Origin of the sequence: Pseudomonas lini (assembly GCF_964063345.1) — a bacterium.
Taxonomy (GTDB): domain Bacteria; phylum Pseudomonadota; class Gammaproteobacteria; order Pseudomonadales; family Pseudomonadaceae; genus Aquipseudomonas; species Aquipseudomonas lini_B.
On sequence record NZ_OZ061318.1, the window covers coordinates 2085793 to 2108888 of the forward strand.

General features: G+C 59.2%; 23 protein-coding genes. 9 read left to right on the forward strand and 14 right to left on the reverse strand.

What is annotated here, in order from left to right; translation table 11 throughout:
- Window positions 1-173 precede the first annotated feature (173 nt).
- From recO to lptF, 7 genes are all read right to left on the reverse strand, one after another.
- Window positions 174-863 carry a DNA repair protein RecO gene (gene recO, locus AB3226_RS09315; protein WP_367372861.1) on the reverse strand — a complete coding sequence of 230 codons (690 nt, stop codon included), beginning with the start codon at window positions 861-863 and terminating at the stop codon, window positions 174-176.
- A gap of 171 nt (window positions 864-1034) precedes the next feature.
- Window positions 1035-1937 carry a GTPase Era gene (era, locus tag AB3226_RS09320; protein WP_367372862.1) on the reverse strand — a complete coding sequence of 301 codons (903 nt, stop codon included), beginning with the start codon at window positions 1935-1937 and terminating at the stop codon, window positions 1035-1037.
- Window positions 1930-2619, reverse strand: a complete 690-nt coding sequence (gene rnc / locus AB3226_RS09325) for a ribonuclease III (RefSeq protein ID WP_007905528.1) — start codon at window positions 2617-2619, stop codon at window positions 1930-1932. Before rnc ends, era begins: the two co-directional genes overlap by 8 nt.
- A gap of 184 nt (window positions 2620-2803) precedes the next feature.
- Window positions 2804-3658 carry a signal peptidase I gene (lepB, locus tag AB3226_RS09330; RefSeq protein ID WP_367372863.1) on the reverse strand — a complete coding sequence of 285 codons (855 nt, stop codon included), beginning with the start codon at window positions 3656-3658 and terminating at the stop codon, window positions 2804-2806.
- Window positions 3659-3663: 5 nt separating this feature from the next.
- Window positions 3664-5463: a translation elongation factor 4 gene (gene lepA, locus AB3226_RS09335; RefSeq protein ID WP_038981674.1), complete on the reverse strand. Its 1800-nt coding sequence runs from the start codon at window positions 5461-5463 to the stop codon at window positions 3664-3666.
- A gap of 171 nt (window positions 5464-5634) precedes the next feature.
- Window positions 5635-6696 (reverse strand): LPS export ABC transporter permease LptG, encoded by a 1062-nt coding sequence (lptG, locus tag AB3226_RS09340; RefSeq protein WP_367372864.1) that lies wholly within the window; start codon window positions 6694-6696, stop codon window positions 5635-5637.
- A complete protein-coding gene (lptF, locus tag AB3226_RS09345; RefSeq protein WP_367372865.1) occupies window positions 6689-7807 on the reverse strand; it encodes an LPS export ABC transporter permease LptF in 1119 nt (372 codons plus the stop codon). Before lptF ends, lptG begins: the two co-directional genes overlap by 8 nt.
- 293 nt (window positions 7808-8100) lie before the next feature.
- Here lptF and AB3226_RS09350 point away from each other — a divergent pair, with 293 nt between their 5' ends.
- From AB3226_RS09350 to rlmF, 5 genes are all read left to right on the forward strand, one after another.
- Window positions 8101-9591 carry a leucyl aminopeptidase gene (locus AB3226_RS09350; protein WP_367372866.1) on the forward strand — a complete coding sequence of 497 codons (1491 nt, stop codon included), beginning with the start codon at window positions 8101-8103 and terminating at the stop codon, window positions 9589-9591.
- A gap of 60 nt (window positions 9592-9651) precedes the next feature.
- The gene (locus tag AB3226_RS09355; RefSeq protein WP_008072051.1) at window positions 9652-10080 is read left to right on the forward strand and encodes a DNA polymerase III subunit chi; all 429 of its coding nucleotides are present in this window, start codon (window positions 9652-9654) and stop codon (window positions 10078-10080) included.
- Window positions 10081-10088: 8 nt separating this feature from the next.
- Window positions 10089-10478, forward strand: a complete 390-nt coding sequence (locus AB3226_RS09360) for a DNA polymerase III subunit chi (RefSeq protein ID WP_367372867.1) — start codon at window positions 10089-10091, stop codon at window positions 10476-10478.
- A 266-nt stretch (window positions 10479-10744) separates the two neighbouring features.
- The gene (locus tag AB3226_RS09365) at window positions 10745-13591 is read left to right on the forward strand and encodes a valine--tRNA ligase (protein WP_367372868.1); all 2847 of its coding nucleotides are present in this window, start codon (window positions 10745-10747) and stop codon (window positions 13589-13591) included.
- A gap of 262 nt (window positions 13592-13853) precedes the next feature.
- Complete coding sequence (gene rlmF, locus AB3226_RS09370; RefSeq protein WP_367372869.1) at window positions 13854-14876, forward strand: 23S rRNA (adenine(1618)-N(6))-methyltransferase RlmF; 1023 nt, start codon at window positions 13854-13856, stop codon at window positions 14874-14876.
- A 195-nt stretch (window positions 14877-15071) separates the two neighbouring features.
- Here the strand turns inward: rlmF and AB3226_RS09375 are convergent, their stop codons facing one another.
- A complete protein-coding gene (locus tag AB3226_RS09375; protein ID WP_007905514.1) occupies window positions 15072-15353 on the reverse strand; it encodes an HU family DNA-binding protein in 282 nt (93 codons plus the stop codon).
- A 396-nt stretch (window positions 15354-15749) separates the two neighbouring features.
- Here AB3226_RS09375 and yejK point away from each other — a divergent pair, with 396 nt between their 5' ends.
- Together yejK and AB3226_RS09385 are read left to right on the forward strand one after the other, a co-directional pair.
- Window positions 15750-16754, forward strand: coding sequence for a nucleoid-associated protein YejK (yejK, locus tag AB3226_RS09380; protein WP_367372870.1), 1005 nt, complete (start codon window positions 15750-15752; stop codon window positions 16752-16754).
- A complete protein-coding gene (locus tag AB3226_RS09385; protein ID WP_367372871.1) occupies window positions 16754-17104 on the forward strand; it encodes a glutaredoxin family protein in 351 nt (116 codons plus the stop codon). The genes yejK and AB3226_RS09385 overlap by 1 nt, the downstream gene beginning before the upstream one ends.
- Window positions 17105-17251: 147 nt before the next feature.
- Here the strand turns inward: AB3226_RS09385 and AB3226_RS09390 are convergent, their stop codons facing one another.
- The 5 genes from AB3226_RS09390 to AB3226_RS09410 all read right to left on the reverse strand — a co-directional run bounded on the left by AB3226_RS09390 (window position 17252) and on the right by AB3226_RS09410 (window position 21292).
- Complete coding sequence (locus tag AB3226_RS09390; protein ID WP_367372872.1) at window positions 17252-18187, reverse strand: glutathione S-transferase family protein; 936 nt, start codon at window positions 18185-18187, stop codon at window positions 17252-17254.
- An 88-nt stretch (window positions 18188-18275) separates the two neighbouring features.
- The gene (locus AB3226_RS09395) at window positions 18276-18596 is read right to left on the reverse strand and encodes a GIY-YIG nuclease family protein (protein WP_367372873.1); all 321 of its coding nucleotides are present in this window, start codon (window positions 18594-18596) and stop codon (window positions 18276-18278) included.
- Window positions 18597-18635: 39 nt separating this feature from the next.
- Complete coding sequence (locus AB3226_RS09400) at window positions 18636-19106, reverse strand: nuclear transport factor 2 family protein (RefSeq protein WP_367372874.1); 471 nt, start codon at window positions 19104-19106, stop codon at window positions 18636-18638.
- 220 nt (window positions 19107-19326) lie between these two features.
- Window positions 19327-20643 carry a CynX/NimT family MFS transporter gene (locus tag AB3226_RS09405; protein WP_367372875.1) on the reverse strand — a complete coding sequence of 439 codons (1317 nt, stop codon included), beginning with the start codon at window positions 20641-20643 and terminating at the stop codon, window positions 19327-19329.
- Window positions 20633-21292 (reverse strand): FadR/GntR family transcriptional regulator, encoded by a 660-nt coding sequence (locus AB3226_RS09410; protein ID WP_367372876.1) that lies wholly within the window; start codon window positions 21290-21292, stop codon window positions 20633-20635. Before AB3226_RS09410 ends, AB3226_RS09405 begins: the two co-directional genes overlap by 11 nt.
- Before the next feature lie 165 nt (window positions 21293-21457).
- On the opposite strand from AB3226_RS09410, the gene AB3226_RS09415 reads away from it, so the two are divergent.
- Complete coding sequence (locus tag AB3226_RS09415) at window positions 21458-21769, forward strand: type II toxin-antitoxin system MqsR family toxin (RefSeq protein ID WP_048395423.1); 312 nt, start codon at window positions 21458-21460, stop codon at window positions 21767-21769.
- Complete coding sequence (locus AB3226_RS09420) at window positions 21766-22248, forward strand: type II toxin-antitoxin system MqsA family antitoxin (RefSeq protein WP_367372877.1); 483 nt, start codon at window positions 21766-21768, stop codon at window positions 22246-22248. The genes AB3226_RS09415 and AB3226_RS09420 overlap by 4 nt, the downstream gene beginning before the upstream one ends.
- A 66-nt stretch (window positions 22249-22314) precedes the next feature.
- Here the strand turns inward: AB3226_RS09420 and AB3226_RS09425 are convergent, their stop codons facing one another.
- On the reverse strand, window positions 22315-23079 hold the full coding sequence (locus AB3226_RS09425; protein ID WP_123358172.1) for an amino acid ABC transporter ATP-binding protein: 765 nt from the start codon (window positions 23077-23079) through the stop codon (window positions 22315-22317).
- Window positions 23080-23096: the final 17 nt, after the last annotated feature.

A 23096-nucleotide genomic window follows, 5' to 3' on the forward strand; every position in this document is an offset into this window, starting at 1 on the left:
GCATACACGGGGAGATAGGGTCTGTTGATGTTTGGCAGCGGCCGCGACGGATGACCACTTGGTGCAGGGCAAGGCGCGAGGAACGTAGTTTGGTTGTTCCAAATAAGTTCCGAGCAACGCAGCCCTGCGCCAAGTGGGTGCCCGGCGCGGCCGCTGCCAAGCATCAACAGACCCTATGGCTTGCGAAATAGCTCGCGACTGACCAGTGGACGACCGCCCAAATGAACAGCCAATGCTTGACGCATCAGACGCTTGGCCGCGGACAGTGCGCCAGGGGCTGACCAATCTGCATCGGCCATGGCCAGCAGTTCGGTGCCGTTGAACAGACCGGGTTGCAGCAGGTAGACACGTTCGAGCCCCGCATCCACTTGCAGACGGTAGAGACCATCCAGCGCGATGGGCTCGCCATGGATGTCGGTGATCAGGGCGAAGCCATAACCCAAGTCATCCAGCAGCCGCCATTCGAAGGATCGCAACAAAGGCTCCAGCGGGCGGCCTTCGGCAAGTGCGAGCAGGGTCGCGGCGTAGTGATCGAAGACGGCGGGATGCGGATCTTCGGACGGCAACAGCCGAATCAACAGCTCATTGAGGTAGAGGCCGCTGAATAGCGCCTCGCCGTTGAGCCAGGTAGAAACACCGGCGCTTTCCATGCGGCCGACGTTTTTCAGTTCGCCCCGCCCCCGAAACTCGACTTCCAGCGGCACGAACGGCCGCGCCAACGTCCCGGCCTTGCCCCGCGCGCTACGCAACACCGCGCGCAGCCGACCTTGCGGCGTAAGGAAATCCACCAGCGCGCTGCTTTCGCGGTAGGCGCGGGAGTGGAGGACGTAGGCGGGTTGGCCGGTTGGCGCGGTGGTCGACATGGAAATCGCAGTTCTCAATGAAGGAGCGCAGTTCTACAAACAACCAAAACCAATGTGGGAGCGGGCTTGCCCGCGATGGCAGACTTACATTCAACATCTCTGCTGAATGTTACATCCTCATCGCGGGCAAGCCCGCTCCCACAGGGTTCTTCGGTGCAGCGCAGACCGGATTTACAGGTCGCCGTAACCCAGCGAACGCAACGCGCGCTCGTCATCGGACCAGCCGCCCTTAACCTTGACCCACAGGTTGAGCATGATCTTGGAGTCGAACAGCAGCTCCATGTCCTTGCGCGCCTCGGTGCCGATGCGCTTGATGCGCTCGCCCTTGTCACCAATGATGATTTTCTTCTGGCCGTCACGTTCGACGAGGATCAAGGCATGGATGTGCAGGGTCTTGCCCTGCTGCTTGAACTCTTCGATTTCCACGGTGATCTGGTACGGCAGCTCGGCGCCCAACTGGCGCATGATTTTCTCGCGCACCAGTTCGGCGGCGAGGAAACGGCTGCTGCGGTCAGTGATCTGATCTTCCGGGAAGAAGTGATCGTTTTCCGGCAGGTGCTCGGCGATCACTCGCTCCAGCGCGTCCAGGTTGTGCCCGTGCTGGGCCGAGATCGGCATGATCTGCGCGTTCGGCAGCTGCTCCTGCAACCAGCTCAGGTGCGGCATCAGCTCGGATTTGTCTTCGATGCGGTCGGTCTTGTTCAGCGCCACGATCAGCGGGCCGGTCACGTACTGTACGCGTTCGAGGACCATCTGGTCTTCGTCGGTCCACTTGGTGCGGTCAACCACGAAGATCACCACGTCGACGTCTTTCAACGCCGCCGAAGCGGTCTTGTTCATGTAACGGTTCAGGGCCTTTTCGCCGCCCTTGTGCATGCCCGGGGTGTCGACGTAGATCGCCTGAACGGCGCCTTCGGTCTTGATGCCGAGCATGTTGTGACGGGTGGTCTGCGGCTTGCGCGAGGTGATCGCTAGCTTCTGACCCAGAATGTGGTTCAGCAGCGTGGACTTGCCCACGTTGGGACGGCCGACGATGGCAACATAGCCACAGCGAGTTGCGGTTGTATCAGTCATTGCCATTCTCCACACCCAGGGCAATCAGTGCTGCGGCGGCCGCTACCTGTTCGGCAATACGACGACTCACACCCTGACCTCGGCTTTTTTCATTCAGTAAGATGATTTCGCATTCGACGAAGAACGTCCGGCAATGAGGCTCACCCTGGATATCCACCACTTCGTAACGCGGCAGCTCACAACCACGGGACTGCAGGAACTCCTGCAGGCGGGTTTTCGGATCTTTGTTGGTGTCGACCAGCGTCAGGCCTTCGAACTCTCCGGCCAGCCAGGCCAGCACGCGCTCGCGCGCCATGTCCATGCCGGCGTCCAGATAGATCGCACCGATCAACGCTTCCAGGGCATCGGCCAGAATCGACTCGCGACGGAAACCGCCGCTTTTCAATTCGCCGGAGCCCAGGCGAAGGTATTCGCCCAAGTCGAAACCACGGGCCAGTACGGCCAGGGTCTCACCTTTCACCAAGCGGGCGCGCAAACGCGACAATTGGCCTTCGCGGGCCAACGGGAAGCGATCGAACAGCGCCTCGCCAGCGACGAAGTTGAGGATGGCATCACCGAGGAACTCCAGGCGTTCGTTGTTGCGCCCGGCAAAGCTGCGGTGAGTCAGGGCCAGGACCATCAGTTCCTGGTCTTTGAAGGTGTAGCCGAGCTGACGCTCTAGACGGCTTAAGGAGACGCTCACGGTTTACCCACGCTGAGTTCGTGGCTGGATTCCACCGCCATCGCCGTGGTACGGCGCAGGCTTGGGACAATTAACGCTGTGTTCAAAAATAACGTCCTGAATATCGTTGTTTTCATGCTTCTGTGGCCGGTTATGCCGACTCCAGAAATGCATTCGGCGCTGTGTTCAACAGCGCCGTGTGTGATTACTTGATCAGGCCAACCCGCGAGAAATTCGGCAGGTGACTGAGTTTGGGTTCCGGCCAGCTCATCCAGACTGCGAAGGCCTTGCCGACGATATTCTTGTCGGGAACCATGCCCAGCAGATCCTTGGGAATGCTCGGATCATCCCAGTAGCGACTGTCGTTCGAGTTGTCGCGGTTGTCGCCCATCATGAAGTAGTGCCCGGCAGGCACGGTCCACGAATGGTCCGGCGTTGCGCGGTAACGACTCATTTCCTTGCGGATCAGGTGCTCGGCGACACCGAGTTTTTCCTTGTAGAGCTCGGCGCTGCCCAACGTGCCCGGCTCGGAGCCGACCAGTTGTTCGGCGATCGACTCACCATTGACGAACAGACGCTTGTCCGCGGTGTAGCGAATCTGGTCACCCGGCAGGCCCACCACACGCTTGATGTAATTGACGTTCGGGTCGCTCGGGTAGCGGAACACCATCACATCGCCGCGCTGCGGATCACCGACTTCGATGACTTTCTTGTCGAGTACCGGCAGGCGGATCCCGTAAGAAAACTTGTTCACCAGAATGAAGTCGCCGACGTCCAGGGTCGGTTTCATCGAGCCGGAAGGAATCTGGAACGGTTCCACCAGGAACGAACGCAGCACCAGCACGATGAACAACACCGGGAAGAACGACTTGCCGTATTCGACCAGCAGCGGCTCTTTGTTCAGTTTCTCGACCACCACCATGTCAGCCTGGCTGACGCTACCCTGGTAAGAGTTAATGGCAGCCCGGCGCCGTGGCGCCAGGAACAGCAGATCGAGCAACGCCAACAGGCCGCAGACGAACACGGCGATGACCAGCAACAGCGGGAAATTTAGTGACATAGGACCTAACTATCCAACCTGAGCACTGCAAGGAAGGCTTCTTGTGGAATCTCCACGTTACCGACCTGCTTCATGCGTTTTTTACCGGCCTTTTGCTTTTCCAACAGCTTGCGCTTACGGCTAACGTCACCGCCGTAGCATTTGGCCAATACGTTCTTTCTGAGTGCCTTGACGGAGGTTCGCGCAATGATCTGCCCGCCGATGGCGGCCTGGATCGCGACGTCGAACATCTGGCGCGGAATCAGTTCTTTCATCTTCTCGGTCAACTGGCGACCTTTGTAGTGCGCATTGTCGCGGTGCACGATCAGCGCCAGGGCGTCGACCTTGTCACCGTTAATCAGCACATCCAGTTTCACCAGATTAGCTGATTGATAACGGTCGAAATGGTAATCCAGCGAAGCATAGCCGCGGCTGGTGGATTTCAGACGGTCGAAGAAGTCGAGGACCACTTCGTTCATCGGCAAATCGTAGGTCACTTGTACCTGGGTACCGAGGAACAGCATGTCGTGCTGCACGCCACGCTTTTCGATACACAGGGTAATGACGTTACCCAGGTGCTCTTGCGGCACAAGGATATTGGCCCGCACGATCGGTTCACGCATGTCTTCGATCGACGACAGGTCCGGGAGCTTCGACGGGTTATCGACGTAAATCGTTTCGCCGGTTTTCAGCAACAGCTCGAAAATCACCGTCGGCGCCGTGGTGATCAGGTCCAGGTCGTACTCGCGCTCCAGGCGCTCCTGGATGATTTCCATGTGCAGCATGCCGAGGAACCCGCAACGGAAGCCGAAGCCCAGCGCGTCGGAGCTTTCCGGGGTGTACTGCAGGGACGAGTCGTTGAGGGTGAGCTTTTGCAGCGCTTCACGGAAATCTTCGAAGTCGTCGGAGCTGACCGGGAACAGACCGGCGTACACCTGCGGCTGAATGCGTTTGAAGCCTGGCAGCACGTCAACGTCTGGCGTGGAGCTCAAGGTCAGGGTGTCACCGACCGGTGCACCGTGAATGTCCTTGATACCGGCAATGATGAAGCCCACTTCGCCGGCCTTCAGGTCAACGGTGGCGGTGTGTTTCGGGTTGAAGACACCGACGCTGTCCACCAGGTGGATCTTGCCGGTGGACTTGACGAGGATCTTGTCGCCCTTCTTCACACGACCGTGGCGCACGCGAACCAGGGAAACAACGCCCAGGTAATTGTCGAACCAGGAATCGATGATCAACGCTTGCAGCGGATCTTCGTAGTTGCCGGTCGGCGCAGGGATGGTGTGAACCAGGCGCTCGAGGACTTCGTCGACGCCCAGGCCGGTCTTGGCAGAGCACTCGACCGCATCGGTGGCATCGATGCCGATGATTTTTTCGATTTCTTCTTTGACGCGGTCCGGATCGGCCTGTGGCAGGTCGATCTTGTTCAGGACTGGCATGACTTCCAGGCCCTGCTCGATCGCCGTGTAGCAGTTGGCAACCGACTGCGCCTCAACGCCCTGACCGGCATCGACCACCAGCAATGCACCTTCACAGGCCGCCAGCGACCGGCTGACTTCGTAGGTAAAGTCAACGTGGCCGGGGGTGTCAATGAAGTTCAGCTGGTACTTGATGCCATCGCGGGCGGTGTAATAAAGGGTGACGCTGTGGGCCTTGATGGTGATCCCGCGTTCACGCTCCAGGTCCATGGAGTCCAGTACCTGGGCTTCCATTTCGCGCTCGGCAAGGCCGCCGCACATCTGGATGAAGCGATCGGCCAGCGTCGACTTGCCATGGTCAATGTGGGCGATGATGGAGAAATTGCGGATATGACTCAAATCACTCACGGATCAACACTCAAAAAGGCTGCAGGCATAGCCCGCCGAAAAATAGCCGGGAATTGTACCTGATCCACGGCGCAAGCGTCACGTTCGCAGGTCAGACGGCGCGTACAAAAACGCCCCGGTCTTGCGACAGGGGCGTTTTGAGTGACAAGCAATGTCGGGAATAACCCCCGATCAACCGGCCCGGCGCAACAACCAGACCCCGGCCAGGGCACAGACACCGGCCGGTACCAGCACCGCAAACAGCGGCGAGAAACCGAATACCAGGCTCGAAGGCCCCAGCAAATCCTGGACGATGCGGAAGGTGAAGCCCACCAGCACACCGGTAAAGACCCGCTGACCGAGGGTCACCGAACGCAGCGGGCCGAAGATGAAGGAAATCGCCATCAACACCAATGCAGCGGTCACCAGTGGCTGCAACACCTTGACCCAAAACGCCAGCCAGTAACGACCGTTGCTCAGGCCCTGGTCAGCCAGGTAGTGGATGTAACTCCACAGACCGGTGATCGAGAGAGATTCAGGCGCCATCACCACAGTGCTCAGCAGTTGCGGGCTCAAGGCTACTTCCCAACGCTCCACCGGAGTTGTCACCACTTCGGTGTTCTTTTCATGGAACAACGTGGTCGTGACGTCGCTCAGCTGCCAGTGATCCGTGTCGAATTCCGCGCGCTTGGCGAAGCTCGAAGACAGCATGTGGCGTTGATCGTCGAAGCGATAACGGGTCACGCCATACAGCAGACCATTGGGTTGCACGGAGTTGACGTGAATGAACTCGTCACCCTGACGGTGCCACAGACCGTGCTTGGCGCTTTGCGCGTCGCCACTGCCCTGGGCCAGCGAGCGATTGGCCTGAGCGGTGACTTCCGTGGCCGGCGCGACGTATTCGCCAATCACCAGCCCCACCGCCATCAGAAGCAGCATCGGCTTCATGACGGCCCAGACGATCCGCCCGAGCGATACGCCCGCAGCGCGCATGATGGTCAGTTCGCTGTGGCTGGCCAGACTGCCGAGGCCGATCAGGCAACCGATCAGCGCCGCCATCGGCAACATGTCGTACAGACGGCGTGGAGCGGTCAGCAGCACGTAGCTCAGGACATCCATCAGCGTATAGGTATCGCTGACCTCACTCATTTCATCGATGAAGGCAAACAGCGTTGCCAGGCCGAGGATGATCCCCAGCACTGCCAGGATCGCGACGAACACGCTGCTACCGATGTAGCGATCGAGCTTATCCACGGGCCACCTCCAGCGCACTGCGGCGACTCGCCATTTTCAAGCGCAGCGGCTCCCAGTACAGCAAGCCCAGACCGATGGACAGGAAGATCGCATGCACCCACCACAAGCCCAATGCCGGCGCAATCTTGCCCTTTTCGAGGGCGCCGCGAGCGGCAATCAGGATGGTCAGGTAAGCCATATAAAGAAGAATCGCCGGCAGCAACTTGAGGAAACGGCCCTGGCGCGGGTTGACCCGCGACAGCGGCACCGCCATCAGGGTCACGATGAAGACCAGCAACGGCAGAGACAGACGCCATTGCAGTTCGGTGCGCGAGCGGATGTCATCACTGCCCAGCAAGGAGCGGGTGGTCATCGCGTCACGGTCGGTGACTTCGTCGCTGACGTCCGGCTTGGGCAGCAATACGCCGTACTCGTCGTATTTGATGGCGCGGTAGTCGGCCTGACCCGGATTACCGTCGTAACGGTAGCCGTTGTCGAGGATCAGATAACGGTTGCCGTCGGGGCGAATTTCCTGACGCCCCTTCTCGGCCACCAGTACGGAAATTCCGCGATCCTTTTTGTCGGAGTTTATATTTTTCTGCGAAATGAACACGCCGCCCAGATTGATGCGGTCATCCGACAGTTGTTCGGTGTAGGTCACCCGAGTACCGTCGCGCAAGGCCTGGAAGCGGCCGGGCTCAAGGGTATCGAATTCAGTCAGTGCGTCCTGTTTGTTCAGCAGCAACTGGAACTGATTGGCCCCTTGCGGCGCCAGGCTCAGGCTCAGCCATGCCACCACCAGCGCAACCAGGGTGGCCGGAAAAAGGGTCATGGCGAACAGACGCTGCTGACTCATGCCAGTGGCAGACAACACGGTCATTTCACTTTCAAGATATAGGCGACCGTAGGCCAGCAAAATCCCGAGAAACAGCCCCAAAGGCAGGATCAACTGCAGAAAACCCGGCAGACGGAAACCCATGATCAGGAACAGCGACCCCGGATCCAGAAGGCCAGAGGCCGCCTGGGCGAGGTACTTGATAAAGCGTCCGCTCATGATGATGACCAGCAGCACGGCGCTGACGGCGCTCAAGGTCAACAGGACTTCGCGGGATAGATAACGGAAGACAATCAAACCAGACACTCCAGGGTTGTCAGGCTAAGCGGCCAAACAAACAAACGTATCGGTCGGCCCGCAGGGCAGAGCCGCCGAAAAAGATGGCGCATTATCCTGTGATTGGGTGCGCCTGTCACTGCGCACGCTCAAGCAGACACCTGAACCACCGAAGTTCACATGACCGAGGGTTGTCAGGCGCCGGTAGCGAGGTTCAAACTGCGGCCTTTGTCGCTGGCACTGCACCGGCGTCTTTCTTATTAAGCAAGCCTCTGCGCGTCGCGCACTTTGACCATTAATTCAGGGACCCAGACATGGAACTGGTTGTAAAAAGCGTTAGCCCGGAAACGTTGAAGACCGCCACGCTGGTGGTCGCCGTCGGCGAAGGCCGCAAACTCGGCGCCGTAGCCAAACAACTTGACGAACTGAGCGGTGGCACCATCAGTGCCGTTCTCAAGCGCGGCGACCTGGCCGGAAAAGTCGGCCAGAGCCTGTTGCTGCACAGCCTGCCTAACCTCAAGGCCGAGCGCGTGTTGCTGGTAGGCGTGGGCAAGGATGAAGAGCTGGGCGATCGCCCGTTCCGCAAAATCATCGCCGGCATCCTCAACACCCTTAAAGGCCTGGGCGGCAGCGATGCCGTTCTGGCCCTGGACGAAGTCGTGGTCAAAGGCCGCGACAGCTATGGCAAGACCCGCCTGTTGGCCGAAACCCTGGTGGATGGCGAGTACACTTTCGACCAGTTCAAGAGCCAGAAAGCCGACCCGCTCTCCCTGAAGAAAATCACCCTGGTGACCATCAAGGCAGCACAGGCCGAAATCGAACGCGCCGTGGCCCACGCTACCGCGATCGCCAATGGCATGGCCTTCACCCGTAACCTGGGCAACCTGCCGCCAAACATCTGCCACCCGACGTTCCTGGGCGAACAAGCCAAGAACCTGGGCAAAGAATTCAAGAGCCTGAAAGTCGAAGTCCTTGATGAGAAGAAGATCAAGGACCTGGGCATGGGCTCGTTCTACGCCGTCGGCCAGGGCAGCGCCCAGCCGCCGCGCTTGATCGTCATGCAATACAACGGCGGCAAGAAATCCGAGAAGCCGTACGCACTGGTCGGCAAAGGCATCACCTTCGACACCGGCGGCATCAGCCTCAAGCCGGGCGCCGGCATGGATGAAATGAAGTACGACATGGGCGGCGCCGCCAGCGTGTTCGGTACCCTGCGTGCCGTGCTTGAGCTGAAACTGCCGATCAACCTGGTGTGCATCCTGGCCTGCGCCGAGAACATGCCGAGCGGCAATGCTTCGCGTCCGGGCGACATCGTCACCACCATGAGCGGCCAGACCGTGGAAATCCTCAACACCGACGCCGAAGGCCGTTTGGTGCTGTGCGATGCCCTGACCTACTCCGAACGCTTCAAACCGCAAGCGGTGATCGACATCGCCACCCTGACCGGCGCTTGTGTCGTCGCACTGGGTTCTCACACCTCGGGCCTGCTGGGCAACAACGACGAGCTGATCGGCCAACTGCTGAGCGCCGGCCAATCCGCCGACGACCGCGCCTGGCAACTGCCGCTGTTCGATGAATATCAAGAGCAGCTGGACAGCCCGTTCGCCGACATCGCCAACATTGGCGGCCCGAAAGCCGGCGCCATCACCGCCGCCTGCTTCCTGTCGCGCTTCACCAAGAACCTGAACTGGGCGCACCTGGACATCGCCGGCACGGCCTGGACCAGCGGCGGCAAGGACAAGGGCGCCACTGGCCGTCCGGTTCCCCTGCTGACCCAATACCTGCTGGACCGCGCCAAAGCCTGAAACCGATGACCTGGGGCGGCGTTGCTTTCGGGTGACGCCGCTCAAGGCTCAGGAACCGCAATGACCAAAGTCGACTTCTATATCCTGCCCAGCGCCGATCCTTCGGCACGGCTGGATTTCGCCTGCAAGCTCACCGAAAAAGCCTGGCGCATGGGCCACCGCATTTACCTGCACTGCAGCGATGCCGCCCAGCGTGATGATCTCGATGCGCGTTTGTGGGCCTTCAAGGGCGAAAGCTTCGTGCCCCACGGTCCCGCCGAAAGCGAGCCGGAGGGTTTGATTGTCCTGGGTCTTGGCGATGACTGCGGTCAGCATCAGGATCTGCTGGTCAATCTCGACCTGAAAGTCCCGGTATTTGCCAAACAGTTCGCCCGCGTGGCGGAAGTGGTGGTGGAAGATCCGACGATTCGTTCGGCTGCGCGGGAGAGTTTCCGTTTCTACCGCGAACAGGGCTATCCTCTGCAAGATCACCGTTTACAGCGACTCTGAGCATTCCGATGGACACTTCAAAACCGCAGCAAAATTCCGCGCATCTGCTGGATGACCTCGAGTCGATCCGCCAACTGCTCGGCGATGACAACCTGCAACCGCCCTTGCTGACCGACACGGTCATTGAAGGTGATCAGGAACAGATCCCCATGCTGTTCGACACGGTTGGCAATGCGCCGCAACCGGTCGAAACAACACCGCCACCCGCCCCAGCCGCGCAACCGTCGCCTGCCGCCAGCAAAGGCCCCGACGCCCTGCTGCACCTGGACAGCGAACTGCGCGCCGCCGCGCTATTGATCATGCAAGACGTGATCGACGACTTCGCTCCGCATATTGAAACCGAGATCAAGCGTCGGCTTGATGCGCGGATGGAACGGTTGTTGAGCCAGTACGAATAACACTGAGTCGAGCGGGCTTCTGTGGCGAGGGAGCTTGCTCCCGCTCGGTTGCGAAGCAGCCGCAAAGCCTGAACACGCGGAGTACCTGACACACCTGACTTGCTGATGTCGGGGCCGCTTCGCGCCCCAGCGGGAGCAAGCTCCCTCGCCACAGGTCCATTCCACACTTTGATCTGCGCCCTGTCCGCACCTGCTCGCCCTACGCCCCACGCCCCGCTATACTTGCCGGCTTTTCCTGAATAAATGCCAATAGGGTCCCGCCGCGCATGGATAAGACCTACCAGCCGCACGCCATTGAAACTTCCTGGTACAACACCTGGGAGTCTGAGAATTACTTCGCCCCGCAAGGCGCGGGCGAGTCCTACACCATCATGATCCCGCCGCCGAACGTCACCGGCAGCCTGCACATGGGTCACGGCTTCAACAACGCGATCATGGACGCCCTGATCCGTTTCCGCCGCATGCAGGGTCGCAACACCCTGTGGCAGCCGGGCACCGACCATGCCGGTATCGCCACGCAAATGCTGGTGGAGCGTCAACTCGAAGCCAAAGGCCAGAGCCGCCACGACCTGGGTCGCGAGAAATTTCTCGAGAAAATCTGGGAATGGAAAGATGAGTCCGGCGGCAACATCAGCCGTCAGATCCGTCGCCTCGGCTCGTCCGTAGACTGGAGCCGTGAGCGCTTCACCATGGATGATGGTCTCTCGGAATCCGTGAAAGAAGCGTTCGTGCGCCTGCACGAAGACGGCCTGATCTATCGCGGCAAGCGCCTGGTCAACTGGGACACCAAGCTGCACACAGCGATTTCCGACCTCGAAGTGGAAAACCACGACGAGAAAGGTTTCCTGTGGAACCTCAAATACCCGCTGGCCGACGGAATGAAAACCGCGGAAGGCAATGACTACCTGATCGTCGCGACCACTCGCCCGGAAACCATGCTCGGCGACTCCGCCGTGGCCGTTAACCCGAACGATGAACGCTACAAAGCCCTGATCGGCAAATTTGTCGAGCTGCCACTGGTTGGCCGCCGCATCCCGATCATCGCCGACGATTACTGCGATCCTGAATTCGGCACCGGTTGCGTGAAAATCACCCCGGCCCACGATTTCAACGACTACGAAGTCGGCAAGCGCCACAACCTGCCGCTGCTGAACATCTTCGACAAGAACGCGGCCGTATTGCCGGCCTGCCAAGTGTTCAACCTCGACGGCACGCTGAACGAAAGCATCGACGGCAAGATCCCGGCCGAATACGCCGGCCTGGATCGTTTCGAAGCGCGCAAACAGATCGTTGCTGCATTCGAAGCCGCCGGCCTGCTGGTCAGCGTCGACGATCACGCCCTGAAAGTTCCGAAAGGCGACCGTTCCGGCACCATCATCGAGCCGTGGCTGACCGACCAGTGGTACGTCTCCACCAAGCCATTGGCCGAGCCGGCCATCGCTGCGGTTGAAGACGGCCGCATTCAGTTCGTGCCCAAGCAATACGAAAACATGTATTTCTCGTGGATGCGCGATATCCAGGATTGGTGCATCAGCCGTCAGCTGTGGTGGGGTCACCGGATTCCGGCCTGGTACGACGAGTCGGGCAAGGTCTATGTCGGTCGCGACGAAGCCGAAGTGCGTGCCAAGAACAACCTTGGCCCGGACGTTGCGCTGCAACAGGACAACGACGTTCTGGATACCTGGTTCAGTTCGGGCCTGTGGACTTTCTCCACGCTCGGCTGGCCGGAGCAGACCGAATTCCTGAAGAAATTCCACTCCACCGATGTGCTGGTGACCGGTTTCGACATCATTTTCTTCTGGGTTGCCCGGATGATCATGCTCACCATGCACTTGGTGAAAAACGAAGACGGCACGCCACAGGTTCCGTTCAAGACCGTTTACGTGCACGGTCTGGTACGTGATGGCCAAGGCCAGAAGATGTCCAAGTCCAAGGGCAACGTCCTGGACCCGCTGGACATCATCGATGGTATCGAGCTGGAAGAGCTGGTGCAGAAACGCACCTCCGGCATGATGCAGCCGAAACTGGCGAAGAAGATCGAGAAGCAGACCCGCGACGAGTTCGCCGACGGCATCGCCAGCTATGGCACCGACGCCCTGCGCTTCACGTTCTGCTCGCTGGCATCGACCGGTCGCGACATCAAGTTCGACATGGGCCGCGTCGAAGGCTATCGCAACTTCTGCAACAAGATCTGGAACGCTGCGCGCTATGTGCTGGACAAAGGCGAAGACTGCGGCCAGAACGGCGAAGCCTACGAGCTGTCCCTGGCAGATCGCTGGATCATTTCGCAGCTGCAACGCACCGAAACCGAAGTGACTCGTCAGCTCGATCAGTTCCGCTTCGACCTGGCCGCACAAGCCTTGTACGAGTTCATCTGGAACCAGTATTGCGACTGGTACCTGGAACTGTCCAAGCCTGTGCTGTGGGACGAAAATGCACCGGTCGAACGTCAGCGCGGCACCCGTCGCACACTGGTTCGAGTGCTGGAAGTCGCACTGCGCCTGGCGCACCCGTTCATGCCGTTCATCACCGAAGAAATCTGGCAGCGCGTCGCGCCGCTGGCCGGTATCGAAGGCAAGACAATCATGCTGCAACCTTGGCCGGTGGCCAATGAAGCACGCATCGACCAGGGCGCCGAAGACGACATCGAATGGCTCAAGGGCCTGATGCTCGGCACGCGTAACATCCGTGGCGAAATGAACATCGGTCCAGGCAAGCCGCTGAACCTGTTCCTGAAAAACGTCAGTGCCGAAGATCAGCGTCGCCTCACCGAAAACGAAGCGCTGCTGAAGAAGCTGGCGCGTCTGGAGTCGATCACCGTTCTGAAGGCCGGCGAAGAAGCACCGCTGTCCGCCACCGCACTGGTCGGCGAGATGGAAGTGCTGGTGCCGATGGCCGGCCTGATCGACAAGGACGCCGAACTGGCTCGTCTGGACAAAGAAATCCTGCGTCTGCAGGGCGAGGTTCAGCGCGTCGGCGGCAAGCTGTCTAACGCCGGTTTCGTTGACAAGGCCCCGGCCGAAGTCATCGAGAAAGAACGCGCCAAACTGGCTGAAGCTGAACAGGCTTTGAGCAAGTTGGCCGAGCAGCATGCGCGGATTGCCAGCCTGTAACGGCAAGTCGCAATGAAAAAGGGAGGCCAGATGGCCTCCCTTTTTCATGCTCGCCCCTTCCCTCCAGACACCAAAAATCCCTGTGGGAGCGGGCTTGCCCGCGATGGCGTCCTTGCAGCCATATCAATGATGGATGTGATGTCCTCATCGCGGGCAAGCCCGCTCCCACAGGGAACAGCGGCGAACTTTACAATTGGGTTCACAACGGCTGGATGTGGGACAATACCCGCCACTTTTAGCCATACCCGAATCGACAACGCCCATGAACGCCCCCCGCACACCAAGACCTGCGCGCAAAAAGCCTGATTCCACGACCCCGGCCAAAGCCGTGGAGCCCCGTGAGAAGGCCAGTCTGCATCCGCGCAACCGCCACCAGGGTCGTTATGACTTCCCGGCGCTGATCAAAACCACGCCGGAACTGGCGAAGTTCGTGATCATCAATCCGTACGGCAAGGAAAGCATCGACTTCGCCAGCCCGGACGCGGTTCGGGTGTTCAACCGGGCGCTGCTCAAGTCGTTCTACGGCATCGCCCATTGGGACATCCCGGCCGATTACCTGTGCCCACCGGTGCCGGGGCGCGCTGACTATGTGCACTTCCTCGCTGACCTGCTGGCCAGCGTCAACGACGGCGAGATTCCTCGCGGTGCGCCGGTCAAGGTGCTCGATATCGGCATGGGCGCCAACTGCGTCTATCCGTTGATCGGCTACAGCGATTACCGCTGGCACTTCCTCGGCTCGGAAATCGACCCGACGGCCGTGGCCGCAGCCAAAGCCATCGTGCAGTCCAACGGGCTGAACAAGGCCATTCAGTTGCGCCAGCAAAGCAATCCCAAGCACATTCTGCTGGGCCTGCTCGAGCCCGGCGAACGCTTCGACCTGACCATGTGCAACCCGCCGTTCCACGCCTCGATGGATGAGGCCACCAAGGGCAGCGAGCGTAAATGGCGCGCATTGGGCCGCGCCGACCCAAAACGTAAACTGCCGGTGCTGAATTTTGGCGGTCAATCGGCCGAACTGTGGTGTGAAGGTGGCGAAGCACGGTTTGTGACGCAACTGATCGCCGAGAGCGCGCATTTTCAACACAAAGTGCTTTGGTTCAGCACCCTGGTGTCGAAAGCCTCAAACCTGCCTGCAATCCAGACGGCGCTGAAGAAGGCCGGTGTACTGGAAAGCCAGGTCGTGGAAATGTCTCAAGGGCAGAAGCAAAGCCGCTTCGTCGCCTGGACCTTCCAGACTAAAAGCGAGCAGCAGGTCTGGCGCGAACGTTGGGTTCGCAAGAGCTGATTAGCTGACCGATGTAGATCAACTGTGGAAGCGGGCTTGCCCGCGAAAGCAGTGTGTCAGGCGTCAAAGAAGGCGACTGACACGCCGCCATCGCGGGCAAGCCCGCTCCCACAAGGATCTGCGGTGTTTGAAGAATTTATGGCACAAAAAAACCGTGCCCGGATTGCTCCGGAGCACGGTTTTTTTTAACAAGTCTTACTTGTTAACAGCGTCGGTCAGGCCTTTGGCCACAACCAGCTTGATAACTTTCTTGGCAGCGATTTCGATGGCAGCGCCAGTCGAAGGGTTGCGGCCGGTACGGGCAGGACGCTCAGTCACTTTCAGCTTGCCGATACCTGGCAGGGTGATTTCGCCGCCGTTTTCCAGCTGATCAGCAACGATTTGGCCCAGTTGGTCCAGAGCGTTACGCGCGGTGGTTTTTGGCGCGTCGATAGCTTCAGCGATGTCGGCGATCAGTTGGTCTTTAGTAAGAGCCATGTAATGTTCCTTCCCTATCAAATTCATATGGATTGCAGAGTGCAGTGTCAGCCATCGAGCCCGATCTTCTGGATCTGGCACCCTCGGCCATAACCACGACGAGTCGGGGTTATAGATACCGAAATCAGGGTTTGGTTCGACCTGACAAATGCTGAATGCACGCTTAACGCAGTGACTTCGCGTAAGACCGGGCAAAACTAGCACAGAGACGGGGAAATATCCGCCTCTAGCTACCCATTTGGTCAGCTTTATTGCTCTAAATCGGCAAAAAACTGCATAAGGGCCGGCGGACGGCTGCAAATTGCCCTTGGCACCATGCCAAAACCAGTGGTTGCGGTACACTGGACGCTTTTTCGGGGGAGCACGCCCTCCTCTCTTCAACCAGCCGAGAAGCCCATGCCGATCCGTCATTGCATCGTCCACCTGATCGACAAAAAACCCGACGGCACACCCGCAGTTCTTCATGCCCGCGATTCCGAACTGGCCGAGTCCAGCGCCATCGAGTACATGCTTGCCGACCTCAACGAGAGCTACAACGCCAAACAAGGCAAGGCCTGGGGTTTGTTCCATGCCGAGTCCGGAGCGCATCCGTTCAGCGGCTGGCTGAAGGAATACCTCGACGGCGGTAAGGACTTCACAGCCTTCAGCCGTGTGGCGGTGGAGCATCTGCAAAAGCTGATGGAAGAGTCGAACCTCTCTGTGGGCGGCCACGTGCTGTTTGCTCATTACCAGCAGGGCATGACCGATTACCTCGCCATCGCCCTGCTGCACCACAGCGAAGGCGTGGCAGTGACCGATCAGCTGGACGTGACTCCTTCGCGACATCTGGACCTTGGCCAGTTGCACCTGGCAGCGCGGATCAACATCTCCGAGTGGCAGAACAACAAGCAGTCCAAGCAGTACATCTCGTTCATCAAAGGCAAGAATGGCAAGAAGGTTTCGGAGTACTTCCGCGACTTCATCGGCTGCCAGGAAGGCGTCGATGGCCCCGGCGAAACCCGCACCCTGCTCAAGGCTTTCAGTGACTTCGTCGAAAGCGAAGACCTGCCGGAAGAATCCGCACGCGAGAAGACCAAGACCCTGGTGGATTACGCCAGTAGCCAGGCCAAACTCGGCGAACCGATGGGCCTGGAAGAACTGTCCGAGCTGATCGATGAAGAACGCCCGAAAGCTTTCTACGATCACATCCGCAACAAGGACTACGGCCTGTCGCCTGAGATCCCTGCGGATAAGCGCACCCTGAACCAGTTCCGCCGTTTCACCGGCCGCGCCGAGGGCTTGTCCATCAGCTTCGAAGCGCACCTACTGGGCTCGAAGATCGAATACGACGAAGAGGCCGGCACGCTGATTATCAAAGGCCTGCCAACCCAATTGACCGACCAGCTCAAGCGACGCAACTGATGCTCGGCGGCGTATTGAAGAAATGCCTGCTGATCTTGCTGGTGGTCGTGGTTTACCAGAACTGGGGCAAGATCGAGCGGGTGTTTCATCCCTCGCAGGTGGTGTCCGAGCAGACCCAGGTCAAGGCCAACGTCGTGCTCTACGCCACCGATTGGTGCGGCTACTGCAAGCTGACCCGGCGCTTTCTCGAGCAGAAAGGCATTCCGTACAAAGAGTTCGATATCGAGAAAGATGCCCAGGCGCGTAAAGCCTATGAGGCGCTGGGCGGACGCGGGATTCCGCTGATCGATGTGAACGGGACGTTGATACGCGGGTATGACCCGGACAAGGTTCTTGCGGCGCTGGAATAACTCTTCAGACCGACGCCGTCCCTTGTGGGAGCTGGCTTGCCTGCGATAGCGGAGTGTCAGGCAACATCAATATTGCTGGGCTGACCTCATCGCAGGCAAGCCAGCTCCCACAGGTTAGTGCATGACCAGAAAATGAGTGGTTAGCACCTACTGCGCTTCGATGCGAAACCCGAACCGCGGAAAGTGCACATGCACCACGCCGGCCCGCTCGTCTTCGCGACGCACAATCAATTCTTCGCTACCCGCAAACAACAATTCACCCGCCACCGGATCAACGCCGTAATCAGTCGCGGCGATCACCACCTGCTGGCCAACCTCAAACCCGTTTGGCTCTTCAAACTGCTCATCCGGCAACGCGGCCGGCGTGGCGTTGCGCGCGACCTCAAGCGCTTCCCCAGAAGTCATCTCGCTGAACGCGCCATGACCAAAGCCCATCACCCGACCAAACCACGCCAAAACAGCCGGATAAGCATCCACCAACGGTGACGTCACGTGCGTCGCTTTGAGGAACCACAGTGAGTGGGCCAAGGCAAAGTCGGCAATCGACGGCTCGCCAAACAGGAAGTCGCCCTGTTCGCGCTGAAGCTGTTGCTCCAGACGCGCCATGATCGTTGGCCACTGATGCCGGGCCTGCTCGGCGGACAACCGTGTGGCGCTGCCACCGCTGAACAGACCGGCGCGATCGGCCAGGAAGGCCTTGATCGCTTCCGGCGACAACTTGCCAAAGCGCACCGCCACCGACGCCGGCTGGAACACCAGACTGACCGCATGCTGGAACACCACAGAATCGGCCCACGCCCCGAAGGTCGCGGTGATCATTTCCTGACCTTCCGGGAAGAACGCCGGCAAGGCTTTTTCCTGCTCCAGACGACGAGCCATCAACGCGGTGTCGCAATAGACATCAGCACCAATCTGCAACACCGGCGTCTTGCGATAGCCGCCGGTCAGCGCCGTCAGGTCGGGTTTAGGCATCACTGGCGAGATGCTCACCGAGCGCCAGGACAGCCCCTTGAAGCCCAGCAGCAAGCGGGCCTTTTCGGCGAAAGGGGACGTCGGGTAGTGATGAAGAATCAACTCGGACATGCTCGGCTCCGCCGCTCGGATAAGGAGCTCGCAGCTTAGCGCGCAATCCGCGAGCGGCCTACCCATCTGCCTGATGGGCGCTTATCAGTCAGATTGATAGACCCGCAGCCGCGCTCGCCACCAGACATTCCTTGGCGCTTTTCTTGAGTTTTTTGATCAATCGTTCCTGCCGCAGTGCTTCGCTTTTGTCGCGGCAGATTTCGGTGTAGACCAGTGCCACGGCCGGGCTCGATAGGAAGAAGCGCGCGCCTTTGCCACTTTGATGGGTGGCGAAACGGCGGACGGGATCGTCGCTGACCCCGCAGTAGAGCGAACCATTGGCCGCGCGAACGAGGTAGACGAACCAGGGTTTGCTGACGGGCAGCGGCGGTTCGGCGGCAATGACGGAAGATTCGCTCGAGGTGTTCACGTGACGATCAAGGCTTGTAGGAAACAAGCCGCGATCTTATCAGCGACTGGCCTGAAATGCCTTCAGCCCCTTCAAGGCCTGGGCACGAACGGCGTTGCTCACCACCGGCGTCCAGCCCAACAACAGCCCTTTGAAACCCAACGCCTGACGCGACCAGCGCCACAGATCAAAGCTGTCGTGATGCTCGCAGATCTTGCCGTCACGAAACACGAAACGCGCCTGGATGTCGTTGACCACGGTATTACCGGTCTGGCTGAACAGGTAGGTCGCCACCCAATGGGCACCGCCCGTGCCTTCATCGCTGCGCACGTTATCGAAGGTCAGGGAGAAGTCCTTGGCCCGGGTGGTGAGCATGCGCCACATGTCGCCGGCATCGCGCCCGCGCAGTTCGCCGAACGCCGGATCACTGAACACCACGTCGTCGGTGTAGCAGGCACTCATGGCCTCGGCGTCCAGCCGTTGGAAGGCTTGGTAGAACCGGGTGATCAGAGCGCTGTGGGCTTCACTCATGGGCAAACTCCAAGGAATGGACAGATTGCCAGCACAATAATCTGCAAACGGGCGAAACACTATCGGCATTCGTGTTCCGAATACCGACAGTAAGCCAAAGCCAGACACAAATCCTGTGGGAGCGGGCCTGCTCGCGATGACGGAGTGTCAGTCGACACCAATGTTGGATGTCAGGATGCAATCGCGAGCAGGCTCGCTCCCACATTTAGAATCACCGTTTTCAGATCTTTTCGCTTGTGACCTGGACGTACAGAGCACGCCCGGCACCGAGGCCGGCGATGATCGCGCCGAGGCCGATGACGCCGAAGATCCAGCCCAGGGCGCTCCAGCCGCCGGTCCAGTCATGCACCACGCCGACCGCGAATGGCCCCATAGACGCCAGGGTGTAACCGAAGCCTTGGGCCATGCTCGACAGATTGGCCGCGACATGAGCATCCCGCGAGCGCAGCACGATCAGGGTCAATGCCAGGCTGAACGTAGCGCCCTGCCCCAACCCCAGCAGGATTGCCCAACCCCACAGGCCATCGATCGGTGCATAAAGGCAACCGAACAAACCGCCGAGGGTCATTGCCATGACGATCACGATTGCCAGCCGCTGATCCTTGCCACGCGTCGCCAGCCAAGGCGCTGCCAGCGAGCTGATCAACTGGACAATCACCGAACCCGACAACACCAGACCGGCCTGGGTTGGTGTCAGACCACGGCCGATCAAAATCGACGGTAGCCAGCCAAACACGATGTAGGCCAAAGACGATTGCAGGCCCATGTACAAGGTCACTTGCCAGGCCAGCGGATCACGCAGCAGGCCTCGCACCCGATAGGCAACATGATGCGCGCCGTGCTTCTGACCGACTTGCGGCAGCCAGAAAACCGCCGCAACCAACGCTGGAACCACCCAGAAGCCGAGGCCCAAGGCCCAGCTTTTGTCGAAATGTTCGCTCAACGGCACGGTCGCGCCAGCCGCCATGGCCGCGCCCAGGCACAGGGCCATGGTGTAGACACCGGTCATTGTGCCGGCCTGTTTCGGGAAGTCGCGTTTGACAATGCCGGGCAGCAGCACGCCAATCACCCCGATGCTGGCGCCGGCCAGCACACTGCCGGCGAACAGGCCGACTTCGCCGAACGAACTGCGCAAAATGATCCCGCCGGCCAGCATCAGAAGAATCCCCAACACCACACGCTCGGCCCCAAAACGTCGCGCCAGCACCGGCGCCAATGGCGCGAACAGACCGAGGCAAAGTACTGGCAAGGTCGTCAGCAACCCGGCTTGGGCAGCCGATAGCCCCAACGCCTTCGAGATTTCGCTGAGCATCGGCGCCATGCTCGACAACGCCGGACGCAGGTTCAGCGCCACCAGAATCAGGCCAAGCAACAACAGCCACGGCCGCCGCAGGACCGGATGAGTTTGCTGAACCTGTTCGTCATCGGCCTCGGCGTCGATCAACAGCTCTTCGAGCTCCGCCGTACGCTTGAACTTAGTGATGCTGCTGTTGCTGGCCTGCCGGGTGGACATGGGGTTCTCGGTTTCAAGGTTCATTGATCAACTGCCTCGACAGGGCTTTGGCCCGTTCCGGGTCGCGTTGCTCGACGGCCTCGAGCAGTTCGACATGAAGGTCGAACACCGATTGGCGTCGGGGTGAGATGTTCAGGGTCTGGCGCAAGTGCGCGCCGACGATGCTGGAAAAGTAGCGATACAACTCGCTGAGGGTCGGGTTGTGTGCCGCATCCACCAGTCGACGGTGAAACACCAGATCGCAGGCAATGTAGGTATCGAGATCGCCGTGGTAGTGACTGCCGCTGACGCCTAGCGCCTCGCGCAATGCCACCAGGTCTTCCTCGGTGCGGCGTAACGCCGCGAGGCCGATGGCTTCGACTTCCAGAATGTGCCGGGTTTCTCTCGCCTGTTCCTGAGAGCAACGGGACAGCGCTTTCAGGGTATCCAGCGGATCGACCACCGCCCGCAGATAGCTGCCGTCGCCCTGACGAATCTCGATCAACCCGGAAAACGCCAACACGCGCATGGCTTCACGCACGGTATTGCGGCTGATGCCCAGCTCAGTTGCCAGTTCCGGCTCGGTGGGCAAGCGCTGGCCGACCGTCCAGACGCCTTGATTGATGCGCAGGCGTAACTGGTCCAGGGCCTGATCGACCAGGGATCGTTTAATTAATGGAGAAATGTCTGACATAGGATTCGCCCTTTCATCCAATCATAGGATGAATTTTCTGACATGTTAGTCAGCTTCGTGTAGGACAACAACCGCCTACGGTCAGAGAGAGGGAATGGAGCGGGATTTTCGATTAGTCAAAATTACCCTTTAAGGGTAATTTCTAGAACAGGTTCAAGGTTTCTTATGGAGAAGCACACACCCCATTACAACCTGGTGGTGATCAAGGAGGATGTCAGGCGGCTCGGGAAAAACGCGTTTACCAAGACGGCACGGAAAAACGGCAGAGACCTGGGCTTTAGCATCAGGGAAATGCAAGAAGTCATTTTCGAATTGCACAGCAAGATGTTGTACAAATCGATGACTACCTATGGCGATCATCGGATATGGCAAGACGTGTACCACATCACTTCGCACGATCTGGAGATTTACATCAAGGTCACTTATTGCTCAGGCAGTGAACCTCCGGTGATCTCCTTCAAGGAGAAAAACCCATGAATACAAAACAATGCTTCAGTTGCGGCGCGCGAGAGGGAATGAGGCACTTCGAAGGTCGCGGCGAAACCATGAGCGTCAAGGGTATGGAGCGCCGGGTCGATGATTTATCCGGATGGGAGTGCCAAGCATGCGGAGAAGTCATACTCGACCCCGGTTGCTCGGAGCGCTATTCCGATGCGTGCGACGAGCTGGTCATCGCCGGCAAACAAATGATCGGCAGCGAAATGAAACGAATCCGCCGCAAGCTTCATCTATCGCAAAAAGAAGCGGTGCTGCTGTTATCCGGTGGCGGACACAACGCGTTTTCCCGTTACGAGCGCGGCGAATTACTCCCGCCCAAGGCGCTGATGGTGCTGATGCGCTTGCTTGATCGCTATCCGCACTTGCTCGCGGATGCGAGAACCCTGGGTGAAGGGGCGGACTTGAGGGGTTTCAAGGATACGGTGCACAAGGAACATGAAACGCTCACCGTGTCCTGAGCACCAGAAATACAAAAAACAAACCCGGCGCGAGGCCGGGTTTGTTTTTTGCGCGTCAGTCTGGCATCAATGCAGAATCTGGCTCAGGAACAGCTTCGTACGCTCATTCTGCGGGTTATCGAAGAAGTCGTTCGGCGCAGCCTGTTCGACGATTTCACCCTTGTCCATGAAGATCACGCGGTTGGCCACGGTACGGGCGAAACCCATTTCGTGGGTCACGCAGAGCATGGTCATGCCGTCTTCGGCCAGGCCGATCATGGTGTCCAGAACCTCTTTCACCATCTCTGGGTCGAGTGCCGAAGTCGGTTCGTCGAACAGCATGATTTTCGGTTTCATGCACAGGGCGCGGGCAATCGCCACACGCTGTTGCTGACCGCCGGACAATTGCCCCGGGAATTTATGCGCCTGCTCCGGAATGCGTACGCGCTCCAGGTAATGCATGGCGATTTCTTCGGCCTTGCGCTTGGGCATCTTGCGTACCCACATCGGTGCCAGCGTGCAGTTCTGCAGGATGGTCAGGTGTGGGAACAGGTTGAAATGCTGGAATACCATGCCGACTTCACGGCGGATCGCTTCGATCTGCTTGAGGTCGTTGGTCAGTTCCACGCCATCGACCACGATGCGGCCTTGCTGGTGTTCTTCCAGACGATTGAGGCAACGGATGGTGGTGGATTTGCCGGAACCCGACGGGCCGCACAGAACGATACGCTCGCCCTGCTTGACGTTCAGGTTGATGTCTTTCAACACGTGGAACTGGCCGTACCACTTGTTCACGCCCTGCATCTGAATAATGCCTTCGGGGCTCACTGTCTTTTTAATTGCTTCGCTCATCAGAGAACTTCCTAAAT

Excerpts from the sequence above, each read along its gene's own strand:
- recO (WP_367372861.1), bottom strand. The coding sequence starts at position 863 with ATGTCGACCACCGCGCCAACCGGCCAACCCGCCTACGTCCTCCACTCC.
- era (WP_367372862.1), bottom strand. The coding sequence starts at position 1,937 with ATGACTGATACAACCGCAACTCGCTGTGGCTATGTTGCCATCGTCGGC.
- lepB (WP_367372863.1), bottom strand. The coding sequence starts at position 3,658 with ATGTCACTAAATTTCCCGCTGTTGCTGGTCATCGCCGTGTTCGTCTGC.
- AB3226_RS09350 (WP_367372866.1), top strand. The coding sequence starts at position 8,101 with ATGGAACTGGTTGTAAAAAGCGTTAGCCCGGAAACGTTGAAGACCGCC.
- AB3226_RS09355 (WP_008072051.1), top strand. The coding sequence starts at position 9,652 with ATGACCAAAGTCGACTTCTATATCCTGCCCAGCGCCGATCCTTCGGCA.
- AB3226_RS09360 (WP_367372867.1), top strand. The coding sequence starts at position 10,089 with ATGGACACTTCAAAACCGCAGCAAAATTCCGCGCATCTGCTGGATGAC.
- AB3226_RS09365 (WP_367372868.1), top strand. The coding sequence starts at position 10,745 with ATGGATAAGACCTACCAGCCGCACGCCATTGAAACTTCCTGGTACAAC.
- rlmF (WP_367372869.1), top strand. The coding sequence starts at position 13,854 with ATGAACGCCCCCCGCACACCAAGACCTGCGCGCAAAAAGCCTGATTCC.
- AB3226_RS09375 (WP_007905514.1), bottom strand. The coding sequence starts at position 15,353 with ATGGCTCTTACTAAAGACCAACTGATCGCCGACATCGCTGAAGCTATC.
- yejK (WP_367372870.1), top strand. The coding sequence starts at position 15,750 with ATGCCGATCCGTCATTGCATCGTCCACCTGATCGACAAAAAACCCGAC.
- AB3226_RS09385 (WP_367372871.1), top strand. The coding sequence starts at position 16,754 with ATGCTCGGCGGCGTATTGAAGAAATGCCTGCTGATCTTGCTGGTGGTC.
- AB3226_RS09390 (WP_367372872.1), bottom strand. The coding sequence starts at position 18,187 with ATGTCCGAGTTGATTCTTCATCACTACCCGACGTCCCCTTTCGCCGAA.
- AB3226_RS09400 (WP_367372874.1), bottom strand. The coding sequence starts at position 19,106 with ATGAGTGAAGCCCACAGCGCTCTGATCACCCGGTTCTACCAAGCCTTC.
- AB3226_RS09405 (WP_367372875.1), bottom strand. The coding sequence starts at position 20,643 with ATGAACCTTGAAACCGAGAACCCCATGTCCACCCGGCAGGCCAGCAAC.
- AB3226_RS09410 (WP_367372876.1), bottom strand. The coding sequence starts at position 21,292 with ATGTCAGACATTTCTCCATTAATTAAACGATCCCTGGTCGATCAGGCC.
- AB3226_RS09415 (WP_048395423.1), top strand. The coding sequence starts at position 21,458 with ATGGAGAAGCACACACCCCATTACAACCTGGTGGTGATCAAGGAGGAT.
- AB3226_RS09420 (WP_367372877.1), top strand. The coding sequence starts at position 21,766 with ATGAATACAAAACAATGCTTCAGTTGCGGCGCGCGAGAGGGAATGAGG.
- AB3226_RS09425 (WP_123358172.1), bottom strand. The coding sequence starts at position 23,079 with ATGAGCGAAGCAATTAAAAAGACAGTGAGCCCCGAAGGCATTATTCAG.